Annotated in this window: 20 protein-coding genes; 9 read left to right on the forward strand and 11 right to left on the reverse strand. The window is 59.3% G+C overall.

What is annotated here, in order from left to right:
• Window positions 1-8 precede the first annotated feature (8 nt).
• Window positions 9-1,367 (reverse strand): glutamine synthetase family protein, encoded by a 1,359-nt coding sequence (locus tag F8N62_RS07740; RefSeq protein ID WP_150710394.1) that lies wholly within the window; start codon window positions 1,365-1,367, stop codon window positions 9-11.
• A 161-nt stretch (window positions 1,368-1,528) separates the two neighbouring features.
• On the opposite strand from F8N62_RS07740, the gene F8N62_RS07745 reads away from it, so the two are divergent.
• Both F8N62_RS07745 and F8N62_RS07750 read left to right on the forward strand, forming a co-directional pair.
• Complete coding sequence (locus F8N62_RS07745; protein ID WP_150710395.1) at window positions 1,529-2,434, forward strand: helix-turn-helix domain-containing protein; 906 nt, start codon at window positions 1,529-1,531, stop codon at window positions 2,432-2,434.
• A 179-nt stretch (window positions 2,435-2,613) separates the two neighbouring features.
• Window positions 2,614-3,066, forward strand: a complete 453-nt coding sequence (locus F8N62_RS07750; RefSeq protein WP_150710396.1) for a YMGG-like glycine zipper-containing protein — start codon at window positions 2,614-2,616, stop codon at window positions 3,064-3,066.
• On the opposite strand, the gene F8N62_RS07755 is transcribed toward F8N62_RS07750, so the two are convergent.
• Genes F8N62_RS07755 through F8N62_RS07765 form a run of 3 tightly spaced genes read right to left on the reverse strand, consistent with a single transcriptional unit; the run spans window position 3,051 to window position 6,713 of the window.
• Window positions 3,051-4,079, reverse strand: coding sequence for a DUF2955 domain-containing protein (locus F8N62_RS07755; RefSeq protein WP_150710397.1), 1,029 nt, complete (start codon window positions 4,077-4,079; stop codon window positions 3,051-3,053). The two genes, F8N62_RS07750 and F8N62_RS07755, sit on opposite strands and share 16 nt — an antisense overlap.
• Window positions 4,069-5,193: an HlyD family secretion protein gene (locus tag F8N62_RS07760; RefSeq protein ID WP_150710398.1), complete on the reverse strand. Its 1,125-nt coding sequence runs from the start codon at window positions 5,191-5,193 to the stop codon at window positions 4,069-4,071. The genes F8N62_RS07755 and F8N62_RS07760 overlap by 11 nt, the downstream gene beginning before the upstream one ends.
• Window positions 5,190-6,713 (reverse strand): efflux transporter outer membrane subunit, encoded by a 1,524-nt coding sequence (locus F8N62_RS07765; protein ID WP_150710399.1) that lies wholly within the window; start codon window positions 6,711-6,713, stop codon window positions 5,190-5,192. The genes F8N62_RS07760 and F8N62_RS07765 overlap by 4 nt, the downstream gene beginning before the upstream one ends.
• Window positions 6,714-6,828: 115 nt before the next feature.
• On the opposite strand from F8N62_RS07765, the gene F8N62_RS07770 reads away from it, so the two are divergent.
• Complete coding sequence (locus F8N62_RS07770) at window positions 6,829-7,332, forward strand: transporter suffix domain-containing protein (RefSeq protein ID WP_150710400.1); 504 nt, start codon at window positions 6,829-6,831, stop codon at window positions 7,330-7,332.
• An 89-nt stretch (window positions 7,333-7,421) separates the two neighbouring features.
• Here F8N62_RS07770 and F8N62_RS07775 read toward each other — a convergent pair whose 3' ends face one another.
• On the reverse strand, window positions 7,422-7,646 hold the full coding sequence (locus F8N62_RS07775; RefSeq protein WP_150710401.1) for a YgdI/YgdR family lipoprotein: 225 nt from the start codon (window positions 7,644-7,646) through the stop codon (window positions 7,422-7,424).
• A 222-nt stretch (window positions 7,647-7,868) separates the two neighbouring features.
• Between F8N62_RS07775 and F8N62_RS07780 the strand changes: the two genes are divergently transcribed.
• From F8N62_RS07780 to F8N62_RS07800, 5 genes are all read left to right on the forward strand, one after another.
• Complete coding sequence (locus F8N62_RS07780) at window positions 7,869-9,521, forward strand: VRR-NUC domain-containing protein (protein WP_412071966.1); 1,653 nt, start codon at window positions 7,869-7,871, stop codon at window positions 9,519-9,521.
• Window positions 9,518-11,782: an ATP-dependent DNA helicase gene (locus F8N62_RS07785; RefSeq protein WP_150710402.1), complete on the forward strand. Its 2,265-nt coding sequence runs from the start codon at window positions 9,518-9,520 to the stop codon at window positions 11,780-11,782. The genes F8N62_RS07780 and F8N62_RS07785 overlap by 4 nt, the downstream gene beginning before the upstream one ends.
• Window positions 11,783-11,925: 143 nt before the next feature.
• Window positions 11,926-12,831: a zeta toxin family protein gene (locus F8N62_RS07790; RefSeq protein WP_150710403.1), complete on the forward strand. Its 906-nt coding sequence runs from the start codon at window positions 11,926-11,928 to the stop codon at window positions 12,829-12,831.
• A gap of 86 nt (window positions 12,832-12,917) precedes the next feature.
• Window positions 12,918-14,837 carry a PAS domain-containing sensor histidine kinase gene (locus tag F8N62_RS07795; RefSeq protein WP_150710404.1) on the forward strand — a complete coding sequence of 640 codons (1,920 nt, stop codon included), beginning with the start codon at window positions 12,918-12,920 and terminating at the stop codon, window positions 14,835-14,837.
• Between the two features lie 79 nt (window positions 14,838-14,916).
• Window positions 14,917-15,453, forward strand: coding sequence for a hypothetical protein (locus tag F8N62_RS07800; RefSeq protein WP_150710405.1), 537 nt, complete (start codon window positions 14,917-14,919; stop codon window positions 15,451-15,453).
• A gap of 120 nt (window positions 15,454-15,573) precedes the next feature.
• Here F8N62_RS07800 and F8N62_RS07805 read toward each other — a convergent pair whose 3' ends face one another.
• Complete coding sequence (locus F8N62_RS07805) at window positions 15,574-16,047, reverse strand: hemerythrin domain-containing protein (RefSeq protein ID WP_150710406.1); 474 nt, start codon at window positions 16,045-16,047, stop codon at window positions 15,574-15,576.
• Window positions 16,048-16,390: 343 nt separating this feature from the next.
• Here F8N62_RS07805 and F8N62_RS07810 point away from each other — a divergent pair, with 343 nt between their 5' ends.
• Window positions 16,391-17,614, forward strand: a complete 1,224-nt coding sequence (locus F8N62_RS07810) for a zinc-dependent alcohol dehydrogenase (protein WP_150710407.1) — start codon at window positions 16,391-16,393, stop codon at window positions 17,612-17,614.
• A 117-nt stretch (window positions 17,615-17,731) separates the two neighbouring features.
• On the opposite strand, the gene F8N62_RS07815 is transcribed toward F8N62_RS07810, so the two are convergent.
• From F8N62_RS07815 to F8N62_RS07835, 5 genes are all read right to left on the reverse strand, one after another.
• Window positions 17,732-18,016, reverse strand: coding sequence for a hypothetical protein (locus F8N62_RS07815; protein WP_150710408.1), 285 nt, complete (start codon window positions 18,014-18,016; stop codon window positions 17,732-17,734).
• Window positions 18,017-18,163: 147 nt separating this feature from the next.
• Window positions 18,164-19,507, reverse strand: coding sequence for a cation:proton antiporter (locus F8N62_RS07820; RefSeq protein WP_150710409.1), 1,344 nt, complete (start codon window positions 19,505-19,507; stop codon window positions 18,164-18,166).
• A 34-nt stretch (window positions 19,508-19,541) separates the two neighbouring features.
• On the reverse strand, window positions 19,542-20,153 hold the full coding sequence (locus tag F8N62_RS07825) for a Yip1 family protein (RefSeq protein ID WP_150710410.1): 612 nt from the start codon (window positions 20,151-20,153) through the stop codon (window positions 19,542-19,544).
• Between the two features lie 209 nt (window positions 20,154-20,362).
• Window positions 20,363-21,220 (reverse strand): SDR family oxidoreductase, encoded by an 858-nt coding sequence (locus F8N62_RS07830; protein ID WP_150710411.1) that lies wholly within the window; start codon window positions 21,218-21,220, stop codon window positions 20,363-20,365.
• A 230-nt stretch (window positions 21,221-21,450) separates the two neighbouring features.
• Window positions 21,451-22,605: a MalY/PatB family protein gene (locus F8N62_RS07835; protein ID WP_150710412.1), complete on the reverse strand. Its 1,155-nt coding sequence runs from the start codon at window positions 22,603-22,605 to the stop codon at window positions 21,451-21,453.
• Window positions 22,606-22,759: the final 154 nt, after the last annotated feature.

Here is a 22,759-nt window from a genome sequence, read left to right on the forward strand (position 1 = left end):
AGATGGTTTCAGACACTCAGCAGCAAAAACTCCCGCTCCCAGGAGCTGATCACGCGCTTGAAGTTTTCATGTTCAGCGCGCTTGACCGCGACATAACCACGGACGAATTTGCTGCCCAGATACCGGCCGATGGTTTCGCTTTCTTCCATCTGTGTCAGGGCGTCTTCGATGGTGATCGGCAGGCGCAGGTTGCGCCGCTCATAGGCGCGGCCCTGCACCGCAGCGCTTGGCTCGACCCGTTCGACCATGCCGAGGTAGCCGCACAACAAGCTCGCGGCAATTGCCAGATACGGGTTGGCATCGGCGCCGGGCAAGCGGTTTTCCACGCGCATCGCATCAGGGCTGGAGGTCGGCACACGCAGGCCGACGGTGCGGTTTTCTTCGCCCCATTCGACGTTCACCGGCGCCGAGGTGTCCGGCAGGAAGCGGCGGAACGAGTTGACGTTGGGGGCGAACATTGGCAGCACTTTCGGAATGTATTTCTGCAAGCCGCCGATGTGATGCAGGAACAGCTCGCTCATCTGCCCGTCGGCATTGACGAAAATCGGCTGACCGGTGGCGATGTCCACCACGCTCTGGTGAATGTGCATGGCGCTGCCCGGCTCGTCGCCAATCGGCTTCGCCATGAACGTCGCCGCGACGTTGTGCTTGAGCGCCGCTTCGCGCATCGTGCGTTTGAACACGGTGATCTGGTCGGCCAGGTCCAGCGCGTCGCCATGGCGGAAGTTGATTTCCATCTGCGCCGGGCCGTCTTCGTGGATCAGCGTATCGAGGTCCAGGCCTTGCAGCTCGCACCAGTCATAGACGTCTTCAAACAGCGGGTCGAACTCGTTGGCGGCGTCGATGGAAAACGACTGACGACCACTTTCCGCGCGGCCCGAGCGGCCCATCGGTGCCTTCAGCGGCAAGTCCGGGTCTTCACAGCGTTGGGTCAGGTAAAACTCCATCTCCGGCGCGACAATCGGCCGCCAGCCTTTGTCGGTGTACAGCTGCAGCACTTTCTTCAGCACGTTGCGTGGCGATAACTCGATCGGGTTGCCGAACTTGTCGAAGGTGTCGTGGATCACGATCGCAGTAGGTTCGATGGCCCATGGAATCACGTAGACCGCGTCGGAAACCGGTTTGCAGACCATGTCGATGTCGGCGGGGTCGAGCAGGTCGTAGTAGATGTCGTCGTCGACGAAGTCCCCGGTTACCGTTTGCAAAAGCACACTTTCCGGCAGGCGCATGCCTCGCTCATGCAGGAACTTGTTGGTGGGTGCAATCTTGCCGCGTGCAATGCCGGTCAGGTCACTGACGACGCACTCGACTTCGGTAATCTTGTGATCTTTCAGCCACGTCAGCAGCTGATCGAAAGGGACATTCATAAAGACCTCGTTATTGGTTTTATTAACGCCGGGGAGGGTGGTTTCATCCGCCACGCACTTCCCCTGGAACGCGTTGACGACTATCTTGGGCGAGCCTTGCCGATCCATCTATCCACTTTCAGCAGCACCAAAACGCACCAAACGAGTGCGTAAGGTCACCCATGACAGCGTTCAATCCCTTACACGTTCAAGCGTTCAACACCGCCGATGTCGCCGAGCAAATCCGCGCTACACCGGGGTGGGTCCAGCATTACCAGCAGATGTCCCCGGGGCATTTCGCCGGGCGAGTGCGCTATCTGGACTTGCAGGGCGTGGAGATTTACGAAGAACACATGAACACCCGCGTGGAGCAGAATTTCAGCGCGCCGGAGGGGTCGTTGGCGTTCTGTTTCGATCGCAGCGACAACGCGCTGTACGTGTTGAACGAAGAAAGCCGCAACATCTGGATCACGCCGGAGAACTATCAGGAAATCGCCGTGGTGTTCGGGCCGGCGTTCGTTCAGCGTCATGGTCTGAATGTCGCCCGGCTTGAGGGGCTGTTCATGGCGCCGCTGAATTCGCAGCAGAACGCGCTGTTCAGCCGCTGGCTCAGCGGAACCTTGACCCGCTTGGCCCAGACCCTCGATCCACCGAGTCGGGAAGCGTTGACCCAGCAGTTGCTCGAAGACTGCCTGTACATTCTCGACAACGCCTGTATCTGCCTCGATCGCGGCGGTTTGCAGCGCCGCGCTGAAGAACGGGCGGTGATGAAGCGCATCGGCGGATGGGCGGCGGATTCCCCGGAAGAAACCCTCAACCTGATGGAGCTGTCCCAGGTCGCCGGGGTGTCATTGCGGCAGTTGCAACATGCGTTCAAGGCCTATACCGGCATGACGCCCACCCATTGGTTACGCCTGCGCCGGCTCAACAGTGCTCACCGCGAATTGCTCAATCGCTCACCGATGGACACTACCGTGGCGCAAGTGGCGATGCAGTGGTCGTTCTGGCATCTGGGGCGTTTTTCCAGCAGCTACCGCGCGTTGTTCAAAGAGCTGCCGAGTGAAACGCTCAAGCGTACCCGCGCTTGACTCATTCCCCTGTGGAATTGCACAGCAATCCTGATGTGGGGCCACTGCGTGACCCGGCGGGAGCGAGCTCCCTCGCCACAGGGATTTTTGTGAACTGATGGCCGTCAGTCTTAAGTCGGGGGAGGGCGAGCGGGGCTGATCTACACTTTCTGATGGCTGAGCATTGACCGGAGGTCATCATGAACAGGTTGTCTACCCTTGGCTTGTGTGTCGCGCTGTCGATGGCCGCCACTCAGGTCCGGGCCGAAACGGTTGTCCCGATGCAGGGGCAGACTTCGCAACAAACCCAACTGGATATGGACGCTTGCCATAACATCGCGGCCAGTCAAAGTTCAACGACGGCGCCTGCCAGCGGCGGTCGCCTCAAAGGTGCGGCGGCGGGTGCCGCAGCCGGGGCCGCGGGAGCTCAGGTTCGCGGGCGTCAGCATGATGAGTTTTATGATCGTGTGGATGACGACGTGAAGCAGGACTATCGGCAGAACCGGGCGAAGGAAACGGCCGTCGCGGGCGCTGTCGTCGGTGGGTCACGTCAGCGCCAGGAGCGCCGGGCACAGCAGAAAACGTCGACCGCCACCGCCTCGACGGCCTACAGCAGCTGCCTGCAAGGCAAGGGTTATCAGGTCAATCCCTGAGCGGGTTTTGGTGGTCGCTGATCCAGCAGATAAACCATCAGGCAGGCATACAGCGTCACCAGGATAAACAAGCCCATGCGCACCGCGAATGCGGTGTAGACGTCTTTGCCCGCGAGGCTGTCCTGCACCGATTGGCCGAGCAGGATAATCATGGTGATCAGGCTGTTGAGCCAGAATCCCGGGCTCAACCGGGTCGGGCTCAGCGCGTACAGCTTGCGCGCCAAAATCAGACCGAACAGCAGCATCCACAGAAAAAACATCCATAAGTGCACAAACAGGCTGAGGGCACACCAGAACAGCACGGCCAGCACACCGCCGAGCAGGGTCGAACCGACCAGTTCGCGCGCGGCATGGTGCGACGATGGGGTTGAGCTCTGCTGCCCCAGGCTGACCGCCTTCAGGATGATCGGCAGGTAACGCGCCGGATCAATCATTACGAGCAAAAACGTCGGCATCACGATCAGGGTTGCCCGCAGCGCCACCCGGCTCACTTCCTCCGCTGGCAACAATGGCGCGGCGGGGGGCGACGGCGCATTGGGCGGATCGGGAAACAGCCAGTGACTGAGCGCAAGCACCATGACTGCAAGGAGCAACCCCTTCACCAGTGCCCCGATGACCATCGCCGCCAGGTCGAACTCGGCGACGCCGGCCGATGAAATCATGGTGAGGCCAATCACCAGAAAGGTGACGATCAGGTTGTTGCCGCCGCGCAGCCCAAAACGAAACACCAGAAACAGGCAAACCCCGACCAGCAGCACGCCGCTGACCGGGTAGTAACGCAGGATCGGGATCAACAGCAAGCCGACAGCGGTGGTCAGCATCGCCGCCACGGCCAGCACCAGTGCAGCCTTTAACGGCAGCGGACGATTGACGGTGGCGAGCAGCAACACTGCGAGCACCGGCGCGATAAAAGGGATCGGCAACCCCGCCCCGAAGCTGATCGCCAGACACAACGCGGTGCCGCTGGCCAGGCGCAACGCACGTTGCTCCCGGGGCGTGCGCTTAGTAGACATACGACAGCCAGCTCATCAAGCCAAGAAAAACCCGGCCGAGAGGGTTTAACGGATTGCTTTCGGTGGGGAACGCCATGACCTCAGCCTGGCCGCCGGCGCGAATCGCGCGACTGTCGCGCAGCTGCGCTCTCGACGCCTCGGAAAACTCGATGATCACCGGAAATCGCTGGGCAGGGCGCAGCCAGTCGCGGCTGTTCTGCACACTGGGCAAGGTACCCGGCGGCGGTGCCTGACCGACGCTGACGCCGTAGCCGACACTGCGCACGCGCCCGTCAAGCACTTCGCCGGGCAGCGCATCCAGAACAATCATCACCGGCGTATCGGGCTTGACCAGACCGAGGTTGTTTTCAGTCATGTCGGCGCTGATCCACACGTCGTGGATCGCGATCAGCGTCATGACCGGACTGCCAGCCGCGGCGAACTGCCCGGCGTCGGTGCGCAGGTCGGTGATCAACCCAGCCGAGCGTGCGCGAATCTGCGTGTTGGCCTGGTCCAGCTCGGCTTTCGACAGGGCGGTGGCGGCGCTGCGCAACAAGGCATTGTCTTCCGCACTACCACCCTCCTGTTCGCGGGCGCGCTGGACTTCGGCGCGGGCGGCGGCGACCTGGCTGACCGCCTGTTCGCGGTTGGCGCGGGACACTTCGAGCAAGCGCACGGAAATGGTGCCCGGGTCGGCGCGATATAACCCTTCGAGGCGGTTATTGTCCTGTCGCGCCTTGAGCTCATTAGCCTGGGCGGCGCGCAAGTTGGCTTGTGCCGACGCAATGCCGGCGGTGCTCGCACCGATCTGCCGGCGTGTGGATTCGAGGTCTGCCCGCGCCCGATCGACGGCAATCTGATAGGGCAGGGGATCGACTTCGAACAGCACGTCGCCGGCCTTGACGTCCTGATTGTTGCGCACGTTGACGCGAATTACCTGACCGGCCACTTCCGCCGCCACCGGTATGACAAAGGCGCCCACCCGCGCCTGTTGCGTATATGGCGTGAAGCGGTCAGCCGCGAGGTACCAGGCCAGGCTGAGGACGATCACCAGCAGCACCCATTTGATGCCTTTTTTAGCAGGGTCGGCAGGCGGCTCGGGCGGCTTTGGGGCGGGCAGCGGGGCTTCACTCATGGTCGTTCACCTTTTTTGTTTTGCGCCGCTGAAGGCTCGTCCAGCAGGTCGCCCCAGTCCGTGCGTTTTTCCATTTGCTCGCGGGTGGCCGAGTCGACTTTCGGCTCGGCGCTGTACCAGCCACCGCCCAAGGCTTTGTACAACGCAATCGCATTGCTCACGGCGTTGCTGCGGCTGACCAGGTAATTATCCTGTTGTTCCAGCAGCGCACGTTGCGCGTCAAGCACGCGCTGGAAATCCGAATAACCTTCGCGATATTGCGCGTTGGCGAGCACCAGTGAACGCTTGGCGGCGACTTCCGCCTCGCGCAGGATGCGTTCGCGCTCCAGAGATTTGATCAAGCCGCTGGCGGCATCATCGGCCTCGCGGGCCGCTTGGCGAACCTTGTCGCGGTAGGCCTCGATCAACTGCTGCAAGCGAGCGTCCTGCACGCGCACGTTATTGCTGATCTGGCCATGATCGAACAGGTTCCAGCGCAGGCTGGGGCCACCGATCAGATCCAGGCTTCTGGACGTGCCGTTCAGCGTGTCAGCCGACCAGACGATGCTGCCCAGCAAGGTCAGCGAGGGATAGAAATCGGTCACGGCCACGCCAATCAGCGCCGACTGGGCGGCAACATTCAGTTCGGCTGCGCGCACATCCGGCCGACGCAGCAGCAGATTGGCCGGCACATCCTGCAATACGGCGCGGTCGACCAGCGGGATCAATCCTTCATTTTCCAGCAATTGCGGCAGTGCGCCGGGGGGCTGGCCGATCAACACAGCCAGCGCATTACGGGTGCGCTGAACCTGGTCTTCGAAGTCGGGAATCGTACTCAACGTTCCGAGGTATTGGGTACGCGCCTGCTGCAGGTCGAGCTCGGCTTGCTGGCCGCTGATGAACAGCTTTTCAGTGATCTCGAAGTTGCGCTTTTGCTGCCTGGCGTTTTCCCGCGCCACGCGCAACCGCGCCTCGGTGGTGCGCAACGAAAAGTAAGTGTCGGCCACTTGCGCGCGCAGCAGCACGAGCGCGTCTTCATAGTTGGCCTGCGCGGCAAAGTAACCGGCATCGGCCGACTCGATGGCGCGACTGAAACGGCCCCAGAAATCCAGCTCCCAGCCGACATCGAAGCCGGCACTGTATTGCCAGAAATGACTGTCCTGGGGATTGATTCCGCCGGATTGCCTGCGGTTGAAGTACAGGCTGTCGGCGCTGGCTTGCTGCAATTGCGGGTAGCGTCCACTTTGCGCGATGCCCAGTTGGGCACGGGACTCCATCACGCGCAGACCGGCGATTTTCAGGTCGGAGTTGTGGGCATCCGCTTCCACAATCAACCGATCAAGGACCGGATCGCCGAAGACCTGCCACCACTGACGCAGATCCGGATGCTGGCTGCGTTGGCTGGATTGCTCGAGGGCAGGGGAGTTCCAGTGGTCAATCCACGTTGGCTTCGGCGACTGAAAGTCCGGCCCAAGACGCACGCAGCCACTCAAGCCGAGCACCCACATCAATAGCAATTGGCCGGATCGCGTCAGGAGCATGCGTCATTCCAGTCGAGAAAGATTACAGGAGCATAGACGGCCTGATGGGCAACTGACTGCTAAGCTTTTCGAGCGTCTTCACATTCGATACAAACTGTCAAAAAGGACGGTAGCCATGAATGCACCCCATACCGCTGGATGGCGTTTCAAACTGGGCATAGTGATCATCTGCTTGATGCTGGGTTCGTGGCTGATGGTGCCCATCGCCGCAGCGTTGGGGGTGCCGGGTTCGAAAGTTGCGGCACTGACAGGGGTGTTGTTTATCAGTAACAAAGTCCTGCTGATCCTGGTCATTGCCGTCATGGGCAAGTCGGGCTTCCAACAGTTGAAAAGCCGGGTGTTTGGTTACGTCTCCTCGCTCGCGCCTACCGCGGAAACCGAAGTGGGGCCATGGCGTCATCGAATCGGCGTGGTGATGTTTTGCCTGCCGCTGATCTCGGCGTTTCTGGAACCTTACGTGGACAGCATCTGGCCGGGGCTCAGGCCGAATATCTGGCAGCTGCAGTTGCTGGGCGACTTGATGCTCATCGGCAGTCTGTTCGTGCTGGGTGGCAATTTCTGGGAAAAAGTACGGGCCTTGTTTATCCGCAAGGCGCGGGTGGTGAACGAACCGTCGTGAGCGTTCGCAGCACGATGCTTTGCGGCGCCGTGGACGCGCCGCCGGACAAGCTAGGGGCGGCGTTCCGACGATGGACGATAAAGCGTTCCTCAGTCTTCTTTACGGACGGTGGCCACTTCATCGGCCTTGACCTTCACTTTGGCCCCGGAAATATCTTCGAACTCGTAAAAACCGTCCTCGGTATTGGCCTTCGGCATGTCCTTGGTCAAATACTGAGTGCCGTTCTGCAGTGTCACGACCGTTGGCGTCGAGCAGCCGGCCAGAGCCAGGAAAGCCAGTGCCGCCAAGGGTAAACCCAGAGTCTTGATATTCATAACCACCTCACTTGCTCCAAATAAACAGTGCGACTGCCTCGAATCCTTCAATCGTCACTGTACCTCTAACGCGGTTGGTGCGACGGATCGGCGGAAAGTTCGACAGGTGGCCGAAAAATTCCCGATTACGTCGCCGCTTATCCTTTTCCGTTTGCGCCGCATGGGGTGTAGCTGGTATCTGTACGCATAACCAGTACTCGCTCGCCATGGCCCTGTTTCCCTGTGACTTCCAATCCCCTCGATGATCCGTTCTATTACCTGAACAACTTCATGCAAGTCATTGATTGGCTTGAACATCGCTATGCCGATGTGTTGAATGAAGAAGAGCAGGCCTTCATGGCTGATTTCAATCGGCTACCCAGGGAGTCACGGGCGTTGCTGGTGCGGATGGTGATGCGCAAGGGCATTCATTTCCGTGCGAGTAAATTGCATTACCTCGAAATTGGCGACATCACGACCGCTGCCGCGCCATTGCTGACGCTGGGCTGGATCGATGAGCAATGTCCGTTGCCGCTGCCATCGTTGTTCGACGTGTTGCTCAAGGCTGAGATCCTCCAGTGCTTCGGCCACGCCATCGACCAGCCCAAAGGCAAGAAGACCGACTGGTTACCCACGCTGGGCGAGCAGTTTCCCGAGGCCCGCAGTTTTACTCAATGGTGCGGGCCGCTGGCGGATCGGTTATTCAGCCTGACCATCATGAGCCTGTGTGATCGTCTGCGTCTGATGTTTTTCGGCAATCTTTACCAGGACTGGTCAGAGTTCGTGCTGGCTGACCTCGGCATCTTTACCTATGAAAAAGTCGAGTTCTGCGCCGAGTCCCGGGGCTTGCGCAGCCGCGAGGACGTGGATGCCTGTCTGTTCCTGCACAACTGTCAGCAGCGGTTCGAGGCCGGAGAGGCGGTGGCGCAGATCGTCGAACAGATCAACGGGCTGACTCTGGCCAATCCCTGGCTGCACAAACGCCGGGGCAAGCTGTTGTTCCAGATCGGCCAGCATTGCGAGCGCCAGGCCGATTTCGCCAATGCCCTGAACATCTATCGCGAGTGCGCCTGGCCCGGAGCGCGAATTCGGCTGATTCGGGTGCTGGAACGCTGTGGCGAGTATCAACTGGCCCTGGACCTGGCCGTCGTCGCCGGGCAATCCCCGGAAAGCGCCGCCGAACACCAGCATTTGCTGCGAGTATTGCCCCGGCTGCGGCGCAAACTCGGTGGGCCGCCGATGAAACGTGCCTCTCCAAGGCAGATGCTGCGTCTGGACTTGCAACTGCCCAGGACCGATCCCGGGCTTTCGGTGGAATTTTACGTGCAGGCGCATCTGGCGCAGGCGTCGGCGCCGGTGCATTACGTCGAAAACAGTCTGATCAACTCGCTGTTCGGCTTGCTGTGCTGGCCAGCCATCTTTGCGCCGTTGCCGGGCGCATTTTTCCACCCGTTCCAGCGCGGGCCGGTGGATTTGCACCATGAGGATTTCCATGCGCGCCGGGCTGATCTGTTTCAGGCCTGCCTGGCGGAACTGGATGACGGTCGTTACGACCAGACCATCCGCGAGCGCTACGCCGCCAAGTGGGGTGTGCAATCGCCGTTTGTATTCTGGGGCGCCTTGAACGAGGAACTGCTTGAACAGGCACTCGATTGCCTGCCGGCCGAGCACCTCAAACACTGGTTCAACCGATTGCTGCTGGACGTCAAGGCCAACCGCGCCGGTATGCCCGACCTGATCCAGTTCTGGCCGCAGGAAAAGACCTACCGCATGATCGAGGTCAAAGGCCCCGGAGACCGCTTGCAGGACAACCAGTTGCGCTGGCTGGAGTTCTGCCATGAGCACCAGATGCCGATTGCCGTGTGTTACGTGCAATGGGCGGAGCAGAGCGCTTGAGCTACAGCATCGCGGTGCGGGCGTTGTGTGAGTTCACCGCCAAGGTCGGCGACCTTGACCTGCGCTTTACGCCGTCGCCGACCGCACTGGAAGGCATTGTCGGGCACCGCACAGTAGCGTCCCGCCGCAGCGACAGTTACCAGAGTGAAGTTGCGCTGGAAGGTCTGTTTGAAACGTTGAAAGTCAGGGGCAGGGCGGACGGGTACGATCCGGCGCAAAACTGTCTGGAAGAAGTCAAAACCTATCGCGGAGACCTCAACAGGCAACCGGCCAACCACCGTCAATTGCACTGGGCGCAGGCCAAGGTCTACGGCTGGTTGATGTGTCAGAAGCTGCAACTGGCGCAGATCAACGTGGCGCTGGTGTACTTCGACATCGTCAGTGAAAAGGAAACCTGTCTGGTCGAGGCCTTCAGCGCACCAGAGCTGGAGCAGTTTTTTGCACAGCATTGCCGCCTGTTCTTGCAGTGGGCCGAACAGGAAATGACCCACCGCGAGGCGCGCAATCTTGGCGCACAGCGGTTGGCGTTTCCCCACGCCGACTTCCGTCCGGGGCAACGGCATCTTGCGGAATCGGTGTTCAAGGCGGTCAGCACGGGCCGGTGCCTGATGGCTCAGGCACCGACCGGTATCGGCAAGACGGTGGGCACGTTGTTTCCGATGCTCAAGGCCCTGGCGCCGCAGCAACTGGACAAGGTGTTTTTCCTTACCGCGAAAACCCCCGGCCGCAAACTGGCGCTGGACGCGGCGCAGGTCATTCTGGACGACGCCAATGCGCCGCCGTTGCGCGTGCTGGAAATGATCGCCCGGGACAAGGCGTGCGAGCATCCCGACAAAGCCTGTCACGGTGAATCCTGCCCGCTGGCCCAGGGTTTCTATGATCGCTTGCCGGCCGCGCGGCAGGCGGCCAGCAAACTCACGTTACTGAACCAGACCGCCTTGCGTGAGGTGGCGCTGAATCACGCCGTTTGCCCTTATTACCTCAGCCAGGAAATGGCCCGATGGGCTGACGTGGTGGTCGCCGACTACAACTATTATTTCGATTTCAGCGCGCTGCTGTTCGGGCTGGCCCAGGCCAATAACTGGAAAGTCGCGGTGCTGGTGGACGAAGCCCACAATCTGGTGGAGCGCGGACGGCAGATGTACAGCGCCAGCCTCGACCAGGCGAAACTCAACGGCGTGCGCAAAACCGCTCCGGAGCCGTTGAAGAAGGCCCTGCAGCGGGTCAATCGTGAATGGAATGCGCTGCATAATCTGCAATCCGGTACGTATCAGGCCTACGACAAACCACCGGAAAAGCTGCTCCAGGCACTGTCCTCGTGCAGCGCCAGTATCGGCGACTACCTCAATGATCATCCTCAGGGCCTGGACAGCGCCCTGCAGAATTTTTACTTCGACATGCTGCAATTCTGCCGGGTCGCCGAGCTCTTCGACGAACAGTTCCTGTTTGACATCAGCAAGCGCGACCTCGACCGCAAACGCGCCTTGTCACAGCTGTGCCTGCGCAATGTGGTGCCCGCCGGTTTCATCCGCCCGCGCCTGACAGCGGCCCGCAGTACCGTGCTGTTTTCCGCCACCTTGAGCCCTCGTCATTACTACGCCGATCTGCTCGGGACGCCGGCGAACACGGTGTGGATTGACGTCGAATCACCGTTTCACGCCGACCAGCTGAAAGTCCATATCGTCAGCCAGATCTCGACGCGGTTTGTCCATCGGCACGCTTCTCTCGCGCCGATTGTCGAGCTGATTGCCGCGCAATTCAGCCAGCGCCCCGGCAACTACCTGGCATTTTTCAGCAGTTTCGATTACTTGCAGCAAGTGGCGCAGTTGCTGGCTCAAACACATCCGCACATCAATCTGTGGGCGCAAAGCCGAGGTATGGGAGAAGGGCAACGACAGGACTTTCTCGATCAGTTCACCGCACACAGTCAGGGTGTCGGCTTCGCCGTGCTGGGCGGGGCGTTCGGCGAAGGCATCGACTTGCCCGGAGCGCGGCTGATCGGTGCATTCATCGCGACGCTGGGACTGGCGCAACTGAACCCGGTCAACGAGCAACTGAAACACCGCATGGCGGCGATTTTCGGTGCCGGTTACGACTACACCTATCTGTTTCCGGGGGTTCAGAAAGTGGTGCAAGCGGCGGGGCGTGTGATCCGTACCCAACAGGACGAGGGGGTGGTGATGTTGATCGATGACCGTTTTGGCGACAGCAAGGTCAAGCAATTGCTACCGCGTTGGTGGTCGGTTGCTCCGCGGATTTAGCACTCCGTCGCGTAGGATCATTTACCTTGAAAATCATCGATATATCTTGAAAACCACCACCGTTTGCACAAACCGGTGATCGCCGCTTTATTGAGAGGACAAGCCATCACTTTCAAACCCGTCTTCGATAAGGAAATCAAGATATGTCGACACCGAAATACACGTACACCCCCGAGCAGGTCACAGCAGCATTCGATGAGATAAAAACGACGCTGTTTCGCAACATTACTGTCGAGGACCCACCAAAAATGCTGGTGGTTGCCGGGCTTCAGGCGTCGGGTAAAACCTACTTGCTGGAAAAGAACCTCTTACCTTCAAAGCGCTACGACAATTATGTGCGGTTGTACCTGCCCGGCTACCGGGAAAAACATCCTCAATACGCAGAGATGATCAAACTGGGCGTTTTGCATGCGTATGAGCACACAGATGCGTTTGTCAGGGAAGTCAGCACGAAGATTTATCTCCACGCATTTGCCAGCAAGTACAACATCATCATGGAGTGCGCGTTTGACAGCATCAGTTTCGCGACCTTCCCACTGGACGCAACAGCCAACGGTTATCAGTTCGAGAACCGGATTGTCGGCTGCACCCAAGAGTTCGCTCATGTCTCAAGCATCAAAAGAGCGCTGAAAGCCCTGGCAGATAAAGAACTGGAACGGTTCCTCCCTGTGTCGAAGCTGGAGATCAGCATGGGTTACGCGCAAGCGGTCATTCTTGCTCTGGATAACGCTGCGAAGACGATCAGCGGCGGGCAAACCTTCTTGTACGAGCGCGGTTTCGATGCCTTGAACGAGCGAGTGCTGGTCGCTCAGAGCGCCTACTTGAGGACTATCGGCGGCGCGGTCACCACGACGACCATCGAAAAGACATTTGCTTTCAGCGACTACTCCAACATCATCGACAACCATGTCTTCGCGATTCGTGAACGCGACCATGTCGTAAAGGAGTGCCACGTTGCGCTGCACACAACCCAGAGCCATGCGAAGGAGGTGCCTGATTTTGTATACAACGACCTGTATGGCTACATCGTCAAGTACGTACAGCGATAATACCTCTCGCCCGGGTGTGTTTTTTCGGCTTTCCAAAATCGCGGTTTGTCGCATACTCCAAAAAACGAGACTGATGTGAGGGCTCAATGAGCGAAGATCGAACCAAAGCCAGCACCATCGACGACAGCCGCTTTCGCCTGTTGATCGATGCTGTGGTTGACTATGCGATCTACATGATTGATCCCGATGGCATCATCAGCAGCTGGAACGCCGGCGCCAGGCGCTTCAAGGGTTACGAGGAAGCGGAGATTCTCGGCCAGCACTTTTCGCGTTTCTATACCGAAGAGGATCGCCTGCGCGGCATGCCGCAGCGGGCGCTGGACACGGCCATTCGCGAAGGACGTTTCGAGGGCGAAGGCTGGCGGGTTCGCAAGGACGGTACGCATTTCTGGTCCCACGTCGTGATCGACCCGATTATCGATCCTACGGGGAAACTGTTGGGGTTCGCCAAGATCACCCGCGACTTGACCGACCGCAAGATGGCCGAAGAAACCCTGAAGCAAAGCGAGCAACAGTTCCGGCTGCTGGTGCAAAGCGTTACGGACTACGCCATCTATATGCTCGCCCCGGATGGCCGCCTGACCAACTGGAACCCCGGTGCCCAACGCATCAAGGGTTATTTGCCCGAAGAAGTGATCGGCAAGCATTTTTCGATGTTCTACACCCCTGAAGATCGCGAGGCCGGTGAACCGCAACGCACGCTGAGTATTGCCACGCGTGAAGGGCGATTTGAAAACAAAGGCTGGAGAATGCGCAAGGACGGCACCCGGTTCATGGCGCATGTCGTGGTTGACCCGATCTGGGGCGACACTGGCACGTTGCTCGGTTTCGCCAAGATCACCCGAGACATCACCGAAGCGACCCACGCCCAGCAGGCGCTCGAACAAACCCGCGAGGCGCTGTTCCAGGCGCAGAAAATGCAAGCCATCGGGCAGCTCAGCGGGGGCATTGCCCATGACTTCAATAACTTGCTGACGGTCATCCTCGGCAATCTGGAAATCGTCCGCAAGCGCATAGGCGACGACCCGAAACTGACCCGGTTGCTGGACAACGCCACTCAGGGCGCGCAGCGCGGGGTTTCGCTGACTCAACGCATGCTGGCCTTCGCCAGGCGTCAGGAATTGAAGACCGAAACCGTCGAACTACCGGCGTTGATCGACGGAATCACCGGCCTGCTGCGCAGTTCCCTCGGGCCATCAGTTGTGCTGGAAACCCGTTTTGCGCAAGCGATCGAACCGGTGGTGGCCGACGTTAATCAGCTCGAGCTCGCAGTCCTGAACCTGGTGACCAATGCCCGCGACGCCATGCCCCACGGCGGTAAAATCGTTATCAGCGCGAGGGATGAAGAAGCGGGCGATCAAGCGTCGCTCAAGCCAATGACCGGCCCCTTCGTCTGCCTGAGCATCAGTGATTCGGGGGAGGGCATGGATGAAGCCACGCTCAAAGTGGCGATGGATCCGTTCTTTACCACCAAAGGGGTTGGCAAAGGAACGGGGCTGGGGCTGTCCATGGTTCACGGTTTCATCGAGCAACTGGGTGGGCGATTCGTGCTCAAGAGCCGGAAGGACGAGGGCACCACGGCCGAATTGTGGATACCGGTTGCCAAACGCGGTTCGGTAGCCAAGGCCATGCATGAAGAAATTGCACCGCCAGTGCCGCGTTTGTGTGTGCTGGTGGTCGACGACGACAGCCTGGTACTGACCAGTACCTGTCTGTTGCTCGAAGACCTCGGGCATCGGGTCATCAGCGCGGTGTCTGGAGCAGAGGCATTGCAAATGCTCGATGAGGACCGGACCATCGATCTGGTCATCACCGACATGGCCATGCCGAAAATGGACGGCGCACAACTGGCGCAGGCGATCCGCAATAAAAGGCTGAGCCTGCCAATCATTCTGGCCACGGGCTATGCCGAGCGGCTGGAAGGCTTCGCGACCGAGCTGCCGCGTCTGTCCAAGCCGTTTACTCAACTCAATCTGGTTGAAATTATTGCTTCGACGATGAAATGATCGGCGTTTGCCGTGGGATTGAGCTGAACTTGTGAGTGGACGTTTCTTCTAAACGTTTTCCATCCAGTGTGTGACGCCCGTGCCAAGAATACTGACAGACGCTTCAGCCGACGATGCCCTGACCGAACACAACGCAAAGATGTTTGGCTCGCCCAAGGAACGTCTGGATTTCTACCGTCGGGAGATCCAGTACGAAACCAGTATCCTGGCCAACCGCACCGACGCCTACCTGGCGGCGCAATCGTTTTTGGTGATTGCCTTTGCGTCGTGCATGGCCAACCTCAATCCCGAATGGGGCAAGCTTTTCACTTTGGTGGTGCCGCCATTTCTGGCGCTGTTGGGGTTGCTCAGTTCGCTGAATGCCTGGCCGGGCATACGCGCAGCCTATGACATCATTGATCATTGGCATTTCAAACAGAGTGAGTTACTGCGCAGCGAGCCGTTGATGGGGCTTGCTTATGACGAGTCGCCGTTGTTCAGTGAAATGGAGTCGTCGCACAAGGGCTACCGCAAGTCACTGTTGTTTTCGGTGCGAACGCCGTGGATTTTTGCCACGTTCTGGGTCGTGTTGGGGTGTTATGCGGTGTTTATCCAGGTGACCAATCCTGGGGGGTAAATCCTTCCGGTCAAACCAATAACATGTGGGAGCGAGCCTGCTCGCGAAGGCAGTGGATCAGGCACTGTAAATGTTGCCTGACCCGTCGCCTTCGCGAGCAGGCTCGCTCCCACAGGGGGTTCAAGCCGCCATATTCGCGCCCATTTCTTTCTTGTGCTGGGCTTTCATGGCCTCCATTTGCGCGCCCAACTCTTCCAGCTTCGCCTTACCCAGCAACTTCTTGGCCTGAGGAAACATCTCCGTTTCTTCCTCTTCGATATGGTGCTCCAACAGTTCCTTGACCACTTTCACGCGCCCGGCAAATTCCAGGCTGGACGGGTCAGTCACTTTCAAATCGGGCAGCACCAGCGAATCAACCGTACGATGCTCTTCCTTGGCCTCGTAATACATGACGTCCTGTTCCTTGCCGCCGGCTTCCTTGAACGCCGGGTACAGAATTTCTTCCTCGAGACGCGTATGGATAGTGATCTCCATTTCCAGCTTGGCCAGCAACTCAGTGCGTTTTTTCACACCCCGTTCGGTGGATTCACTCAGTTGGGTCAGGATGCCTTTTACGCGTTCATGGTCAGCTTGCAACAGGTCGATAGCGTTCATGGTCGAGTCTCTCAATTAATCACGGGGAAGTGCGCAAACGGTCTCAAGGCCGAAGGTCGCTCACAGTAAGAGAGCATTTGTCGTGCCGCTTTTTACGCGGTTGATAAAGTTATAAAAATCAATAAGTTGAAATAATTGATGGCGAAATGCGCTCGTGCAGGCTGCATGAAGGGTGCCTTTGATTCATGCAGTTCGCGGCTCTGCATTTCGCGGCGCTGTAAACCCGGTAATGCTGGCGTAACCACTGATCCGATTCGCTCCTGATGCAACTGAACTCGCCGCTCAACGTCGCTCCCTTAATACAGACAACCAACGTCTTTATTTCCCTCTCGAGGAAGCAGCCATGCGAGCAATGACCTACCACGGTGCCCATGACGTCAAAATCGAAACCGTGCCCGACCCCGTCATCGAAGCCCCCGACGACATCATCCTTAGGGTGACCGCCACTGCCATCTGCGGCTCGGATTTACACCTCTACCGAGGCAAGATTCCGACCGTCGAGCATGGCGATATCTTCGGCCATGAATTCATGGGCATCGTCGAAGAAACCGGCTCGGCCGTCACTGCCGTGCAGCGCGGTGACCGGGTGGTGATTCCGTTCGTGATCGCCTGTGGCGAATGCTTTTTTTGTCAGCAGGATTTGTTCGCGAGTTGTGAAACCACCAACAGCGGGCGTGGCGCGATCATCAATAAGAAAGCGATCCCGCCACCGGCCGCGTTGTTCGGTTTCAGCAAGTTGTACGGTGGCATCCCGGGCGGGCAAGCCGAACTGGTCAGGGTGCCCAAAGCCAACACCGGGCCGTTCAAGGTGCCGGGGACGCTGGCGGACGAAAAGGTGTTGTTCCTCTCGGACATTCTGCCGACCGCCTGGCAAGCCGTGTTGAACACCGGGATCGGGCCGGGTTCAAGCATTGCCATCTATGGCGCCGGGCCCGTGGGGTTGTTGAGCGCCGCTTGCGCGAAAATGCTCGGTGCCGAGCAGATCTTCATGGTGGATCATCACGACTATCGGCTGGCGTACGCCCAGCGTACCTACGGGGTGATTCCAATCAATTTTGATGACGACGATGACCCCGCTGACACGATCATTCGCCAGACCGCCGGCAGCCGCGGGGTGGACGGGGTGGTCGATGCGGTCGGATTCGAAGCCAAGGGCAGCACCACGGAAACTGTGCTGGCGACCTTGAAACTGGAAGGCAGCAGCGGCAAGGCACTGCGCCAATGTATTGCGGCCGTGCGACGCGGCGGTGTGGTCAGCGTGCCGGGGGTGTATTCCGGATTTATCCACGGATTCCTGTTCGGCGACGCGTTTGATAAGGGCCTGACCTTTAAAATGGGCCAGACCCATGTGCAGCGCTATCTGCCGGAGCTGCTTGGGCACATTGAAACCGGACGTTTGCAACCGGACGCGATCATCAGCCATCGGATGTCGCTGGAGCAGGTGGCCGAGGGTTACAAGATTTTCGACAAGAAACAGGAAGAGTGCCGCAAGGTCATTCTGACCCCGGGTTCAAGCGACGTGCCGATCACCGAAAACCTCGAATTCACCCCAATACCGGCTGTGTAGATCGGCTCTTGTGGGAGCGAGCCTGCTCGCGAATGCTTTACGCCCGTCGACATCATTGTTGACGGTAGATCCGCTTTCGCGAGCAGGCTCGCTCCCACACTGGATTAGGGTTCAGTGTCAGGCGCTCACTTCCAACTGCGACGACAGGCGCACAGACATCGGAATCGGTGGAAAATCCTCGTTAATCACCCGTAAATGCTCGATGGCTTCCTCGAACTTCAGATCGGCCTTTCTGCGCAGCGATTGATAACAATCGAACACTTCTCTATCAAGATCGCCGCCTTCCAGCAACTCGAAGGCATGGCGGCTCAGCGCCTGCGCCTCTTCGAACATCTGACGGTTACGCTCCAGGGCGAGGGTCCGGCAGGCTTTGATTTCATCGCGGGTGGAATAGTGGATCATGACCAACACCTCAAATGTCCAATACGTTTCGACGCCACGAGCAGAGAGCGGGCGAGATAATCTTGTGACTGGCCGGGTCACTAAAGGATTTCAAATTTATGAACGTGAAAAACTGATGGGTTTTGACGGAGATTCGGCGCTATCGAATCAGTTAATTTGTTTTTTGCGCCGCTCATACCAGGCCAGCATCGGTTGAGTGCTGATGCCATGGACGAGAATACTGAGCGCCACCACCGACAACGTCAGGTCGGTACACAACGCGGCAATTGAAGGGTTGAGCCCGTGGTTCAACGCGTAGAAAAGGTAATACAGGCTGCCGATGCCGCGGATGCCGAACCAGCCGATCAACAGCCGTTGATGCCCGTTGAGCACGCCACGCCAGGGCAGGGCGATGACGCTCAGCGGACGGATCAGGCAAAACAACGCAGCGCCAATCAACAGCGCGCGCCAGTCCCAGTGGCCGACCAGCACAACGCCGAGCAGTGTCACCAGAAACACCTCCATTGCCCGTTCCACGAGGCTGCCGAACGCGAGCATGTCGCCCATCATGATGCCGGCGGCGACCTGGGTGTCTTCGAGGCTTTCGGTGTCGCCATGTACCGCTTGGTGCGGCTCGACGTTTTGATGGCCGACCACCGGCTGGACCAGATGCTCGGCGGGCAGGGCGTCGTCGCCAGTGGATTTGACCTCCTCGTGGCGCAGGCCCAGCCCGGCGGCGAATACAGCCAGAAAACCGTAGCCATGGATCGCTTCGGCGCCGACGTACGCCAAGGCAATCAAGGCAAGCGCCAGGTAATCGTTGGGCGAGAGGGTGCTGTCGTCATTTTTGATTCTCAGGGTCAGTGTCACGCGCCCGATGCCGCGCCCCATGCAGTAGCCCATCAGTAATCCGGCAGGAACCGCCCATAGCAGGCTTTTCAGTACCCAGTCACCGAGCCAGCCGGGATTGCCGTCGTGCTGCAATAACAGCAGACCGAGAATCACAAATGGAAAGGCAATCCCGTCATTGAGCCCGGCCTCGCCGGACAGGCCGAAGCGCACACTGTCATCGTCCCGGGCGTCGTTGACTTGCACCAGGGCGGCAAGTACCGGGTCAGTGGGCGCCAGGATCGAACCGATCAACACAGACGCTCCCCAGGACAATCCGAGGGCGTAATGCAACAGCAGGCACACGCCGGCAATGGTTAGCACCATCACCGGGCCAGCCAGCCCGACGGCCACCCGCCAGTTTTTGTTCTTGAACGGCGAGCGCAATTTCAGACCGCAGACAAACAGCGAAAACAACACCGCCACTTCCGTCAGGTGCTCCATCCACGTGGAGGCATCGGCCATGTCCAGTTTCAACCAGCCGAGCGCCGCCGGGCCGATGGCGACACCCAGCGCAAGGCACACCGCCGACGTGGTCACCGGCATCCAGCGCAGGTACGAGGACGTCAGTGCCAACGTCAGCAGCACCGCCCCCAGCACGGCCACCCAGACTAGAAAGCTCATGCGCAGGGTTCGCCGGCTGTTGCCTGGAAGGCGATCAACCGACGGTCGCGCGCAAGTATTCAGGTGTCAGCACGTTGAACCACACCAGAATCATTTCCACCAGGATGGTGACCAACACCAACAGCCCGATACCCCAGACGCAGGCGGCATTGAGCAAGCCTTGTTCCTTGCGCTCATGCATGAAAGTCGGCAAGCCGACGAATAGCAGAAACGTCGAATACACCGAGGCGGCACCGAGCACGATGATCGCCAGCCAGCGACTGGGGTACAAACCGCCAAAGCCGGCGAGGAAAAACGGCGTCACGGTGTACGCAGCGAAACCGATGCATTGATTGAGGGTAGGGCGCGAGTCAAAGGTGCGCGACATCCATCGGATGAACCCGCCCATCAACGCCACACCGAGGATGATGCTCACGTAGAGCAATACACACAATTGCAGCGCGCTACTGCTGCTGAGTTTCACCGTTTCATTCTCGGCCAGGCTCCAGCCGACGTAGGTAGTCCCGATAAACAGGCAGACCGGTGGAATCAAGGCGAGCAGTAACAGATGCGCGAGGTAATGGCGGGGATGCGCTTCCTCTTTCTTGCGGATATCCGTCCAGGCGAAGTTGGGTTGGGTAAACAGTTTGACGATAGGTGCGGACATGGCGACCTCCTGATCTGGAGCGGCCCGTGACCGGGTCTCATAACGTTATGAGGGGCGACTTTTGTCGGGGGTTCCGTTTTTTTCCAGGTTGGATGTGGCGAGGGTAATCCTGTGGCGAGGGAGCTTGCTCCCGCTGGGCAGCGCAGCGGCCCTATAGGTTCAGGTGAGCGATGCGCACTAAAGCGCGAGCAAGCTCGCTCGCCACGGGTTTACAGCATTGGCTTGCCGCCGGTGATCCCGTAGCGCTGGCCGGTGATGTAGCTGGCTTCATCCGACGCCAGCAGCACATAAATAGGCGCCACTTCTACCGGTTGGCCGGGCCGTCCCAACGGCGTTTGCCCACCGAAATTCTCCACCTCGTCATCGGGCATGGTCGAGACGATCAGCGGCGTCCAGATCGGTCCCGGCGCCACGCAGTTCACCCGAATGTTTTGCGGACCGAGCATTTGCCCCAGGCCAGCGGTGAAGTTGGCAATCGCGCCTTTGGTCGTGGCATAGGCGAGCAGGGTCGGTTTGGGCATGTCCGAGTTGACCGAGCTGGTGTTGATGATCGAACTGCCGGGTTTCATGTGTTTCAGCGCGGCCTGGCAGATGCGGAAAATGGCCGTGATGTTGACATCGAAGGTCATCACCCATTCATCGTCCGGAATGTCCTCGAAGTTTTCGTGGGTCATCTGGAAAGCGGCGTTGTTGACCAGCACATCGATGCGGCCGAAGCGCTCGACGGTCTTGTCGACCAAGGCCTGGCATTGCGCTTTCTGCGCGATGTCACCGGGCAGCAACACGCATTGACGCCCGGCCTGTTCGACCCAGCGCGCAGTTTCCTGAGCGTCTTCGTGTTCATTCAGATAGGCAATGGCGACGTCCGCGCCTTCCCGGGCGAAGGCGATGGCAACCGCGCGGCCAATGCCGCTGTCGGCGCCGGTGATCAGTGCGATCTTGCCGTCCAGACGACCGGAGCCTTTGTAGCTCTGCTCGCCACAATCCGGGTACGGGTCCATTTTCTTTTGCGAGCCGGGGACTGGCTGGCCCTGTTTCTTGAAGGGTGGTTTTGGATAGTCGGTCATCGGGAAATCTCCGTTCTCAAGGCAAAGGCGTCAAAGGGTGGACCTTTGGCGTTTGGCGTGAGTTCGGTTGGATTTCGCAGGGTTGCGCTAACTTTCTGGCCTAGTGATATCCCTGTGGGAGCGGGCTTGCCCGCGATGACGTCGGCGCCCTCATGATAAAGGTGTCTGACACAGCGCTTTCGCGGGCAAGCCCGCTCCCACAGGGTTTTTGTCGTGTTGCGTGGTGGGGATCAGGCCTGGCGATTGCGCAGGCAGCGCTCCATCCGCGCAATGCCTTCTTCCAGCAATGCCCGTGGGCAGCCGAAGTTCAGGCGCACGAACTGTTGATGGTCATCACCGAAATCCAGGCCGGCACTCAAGCCGACTTTGGCCTGTTCCAGGAAGAACTGCTGCGGATTATCCAGGCCCAGCGCGGAGCAATCGAGCCAGGCCAGGTAGGTGCTTTGCGGCACGTTCATGCTGATGCCCGGCAGCCGCGTACGCACCGCATCGACCAGGTAATCGCGGTTGCTTTGCAGGTAACCCCGCAGCGCCGCCAACCAGGGACCGGCTTCGGCGTAAGCCACGCGAGTGGCCTCCATGCCCAGTGGGTTGACGCTGTCGACCAGGCCGCAACGGGCATGATTGACCCGCTCGCGAACGGCGCGGTCCTGAATGATCATGAACGAGGTCTTCAGCCCGGCAATGTTGTACGCCTTGCTCGCCGACATCAGCGTAATGGTGCGCCGGGCGATGTCCGCACTCAATGAGGCGACGGGAATGTGTTGACGGCCGTCGAAGCACAGCTCGGCGTGGATCTCGTCAGAGATGATCCAGGCATCCTGTTCCAGACAGATGTCGGCCACCGCTTGCAGTTCTTCCCGCGCGAATGCCTTGCCCAGCGGGTTGTGCGGATTGCTCAGCAACAGCGCACCGCCACCGGCCAGCGACTGGCGCAAGGTGTCGAGTGGCGTTGCGTAGGTGCCATCCGCCTGCGTGTCGAAATTCAGTTCTACCTTGTTCAACCCCCAATGCGCAGGCGCATGGCGCAGTGGCGGATAGTTGGGGACCTGGACCACAACGTTCTGTTGCGGCTGCACCAAAGCGTTCAGGGCCATGTTGAAACCGGACTCCACCCCCGGCAGGAAAATCAATTCCTGGGGTTCGACACGCCAGCCGTACTTCGCCCACAGATCGTCGACGATTGCATTGCGCAAATCGTCCGGAGCCAGGCTGTAGCCGAACAGCGGGTGTTCCAGACGTTTTTGCAGGGCCTGGATGATCACCGGCGGGGCGGCGAAGTCCATGTCGGCGATCCACATTGGCAATACCTCGGCCGGGTAACGGCTCCACTTGGTACTGCCGGTGTGGTGGCGGTCGAACACCTGATCAAAATCGAAAGTCATGCTCATCTCATAAAGGCCGGGATTAATCCGGCAGACATGATAAGCGCCAAGCCCGGTGGGAGCGAGACGAATTGTCCTGCCTTGGGACGCCCTGTCCTTACACCGTCGAGCATGCCGCCTGATGATGCAGCTTCACGACAAAAGGAGAGGATGC

The organism is Pseudomonas fluorescens (genome assembly GCF_902497785.1).
Taxonomy (GTDB): Bacteria; Pseudomonadota; Gammaproteobacteria; order Pseudomonadales; family Pseudomonadaceae; genus Aquipseudomonas; species Aquipseudomonas fluorescens_BO.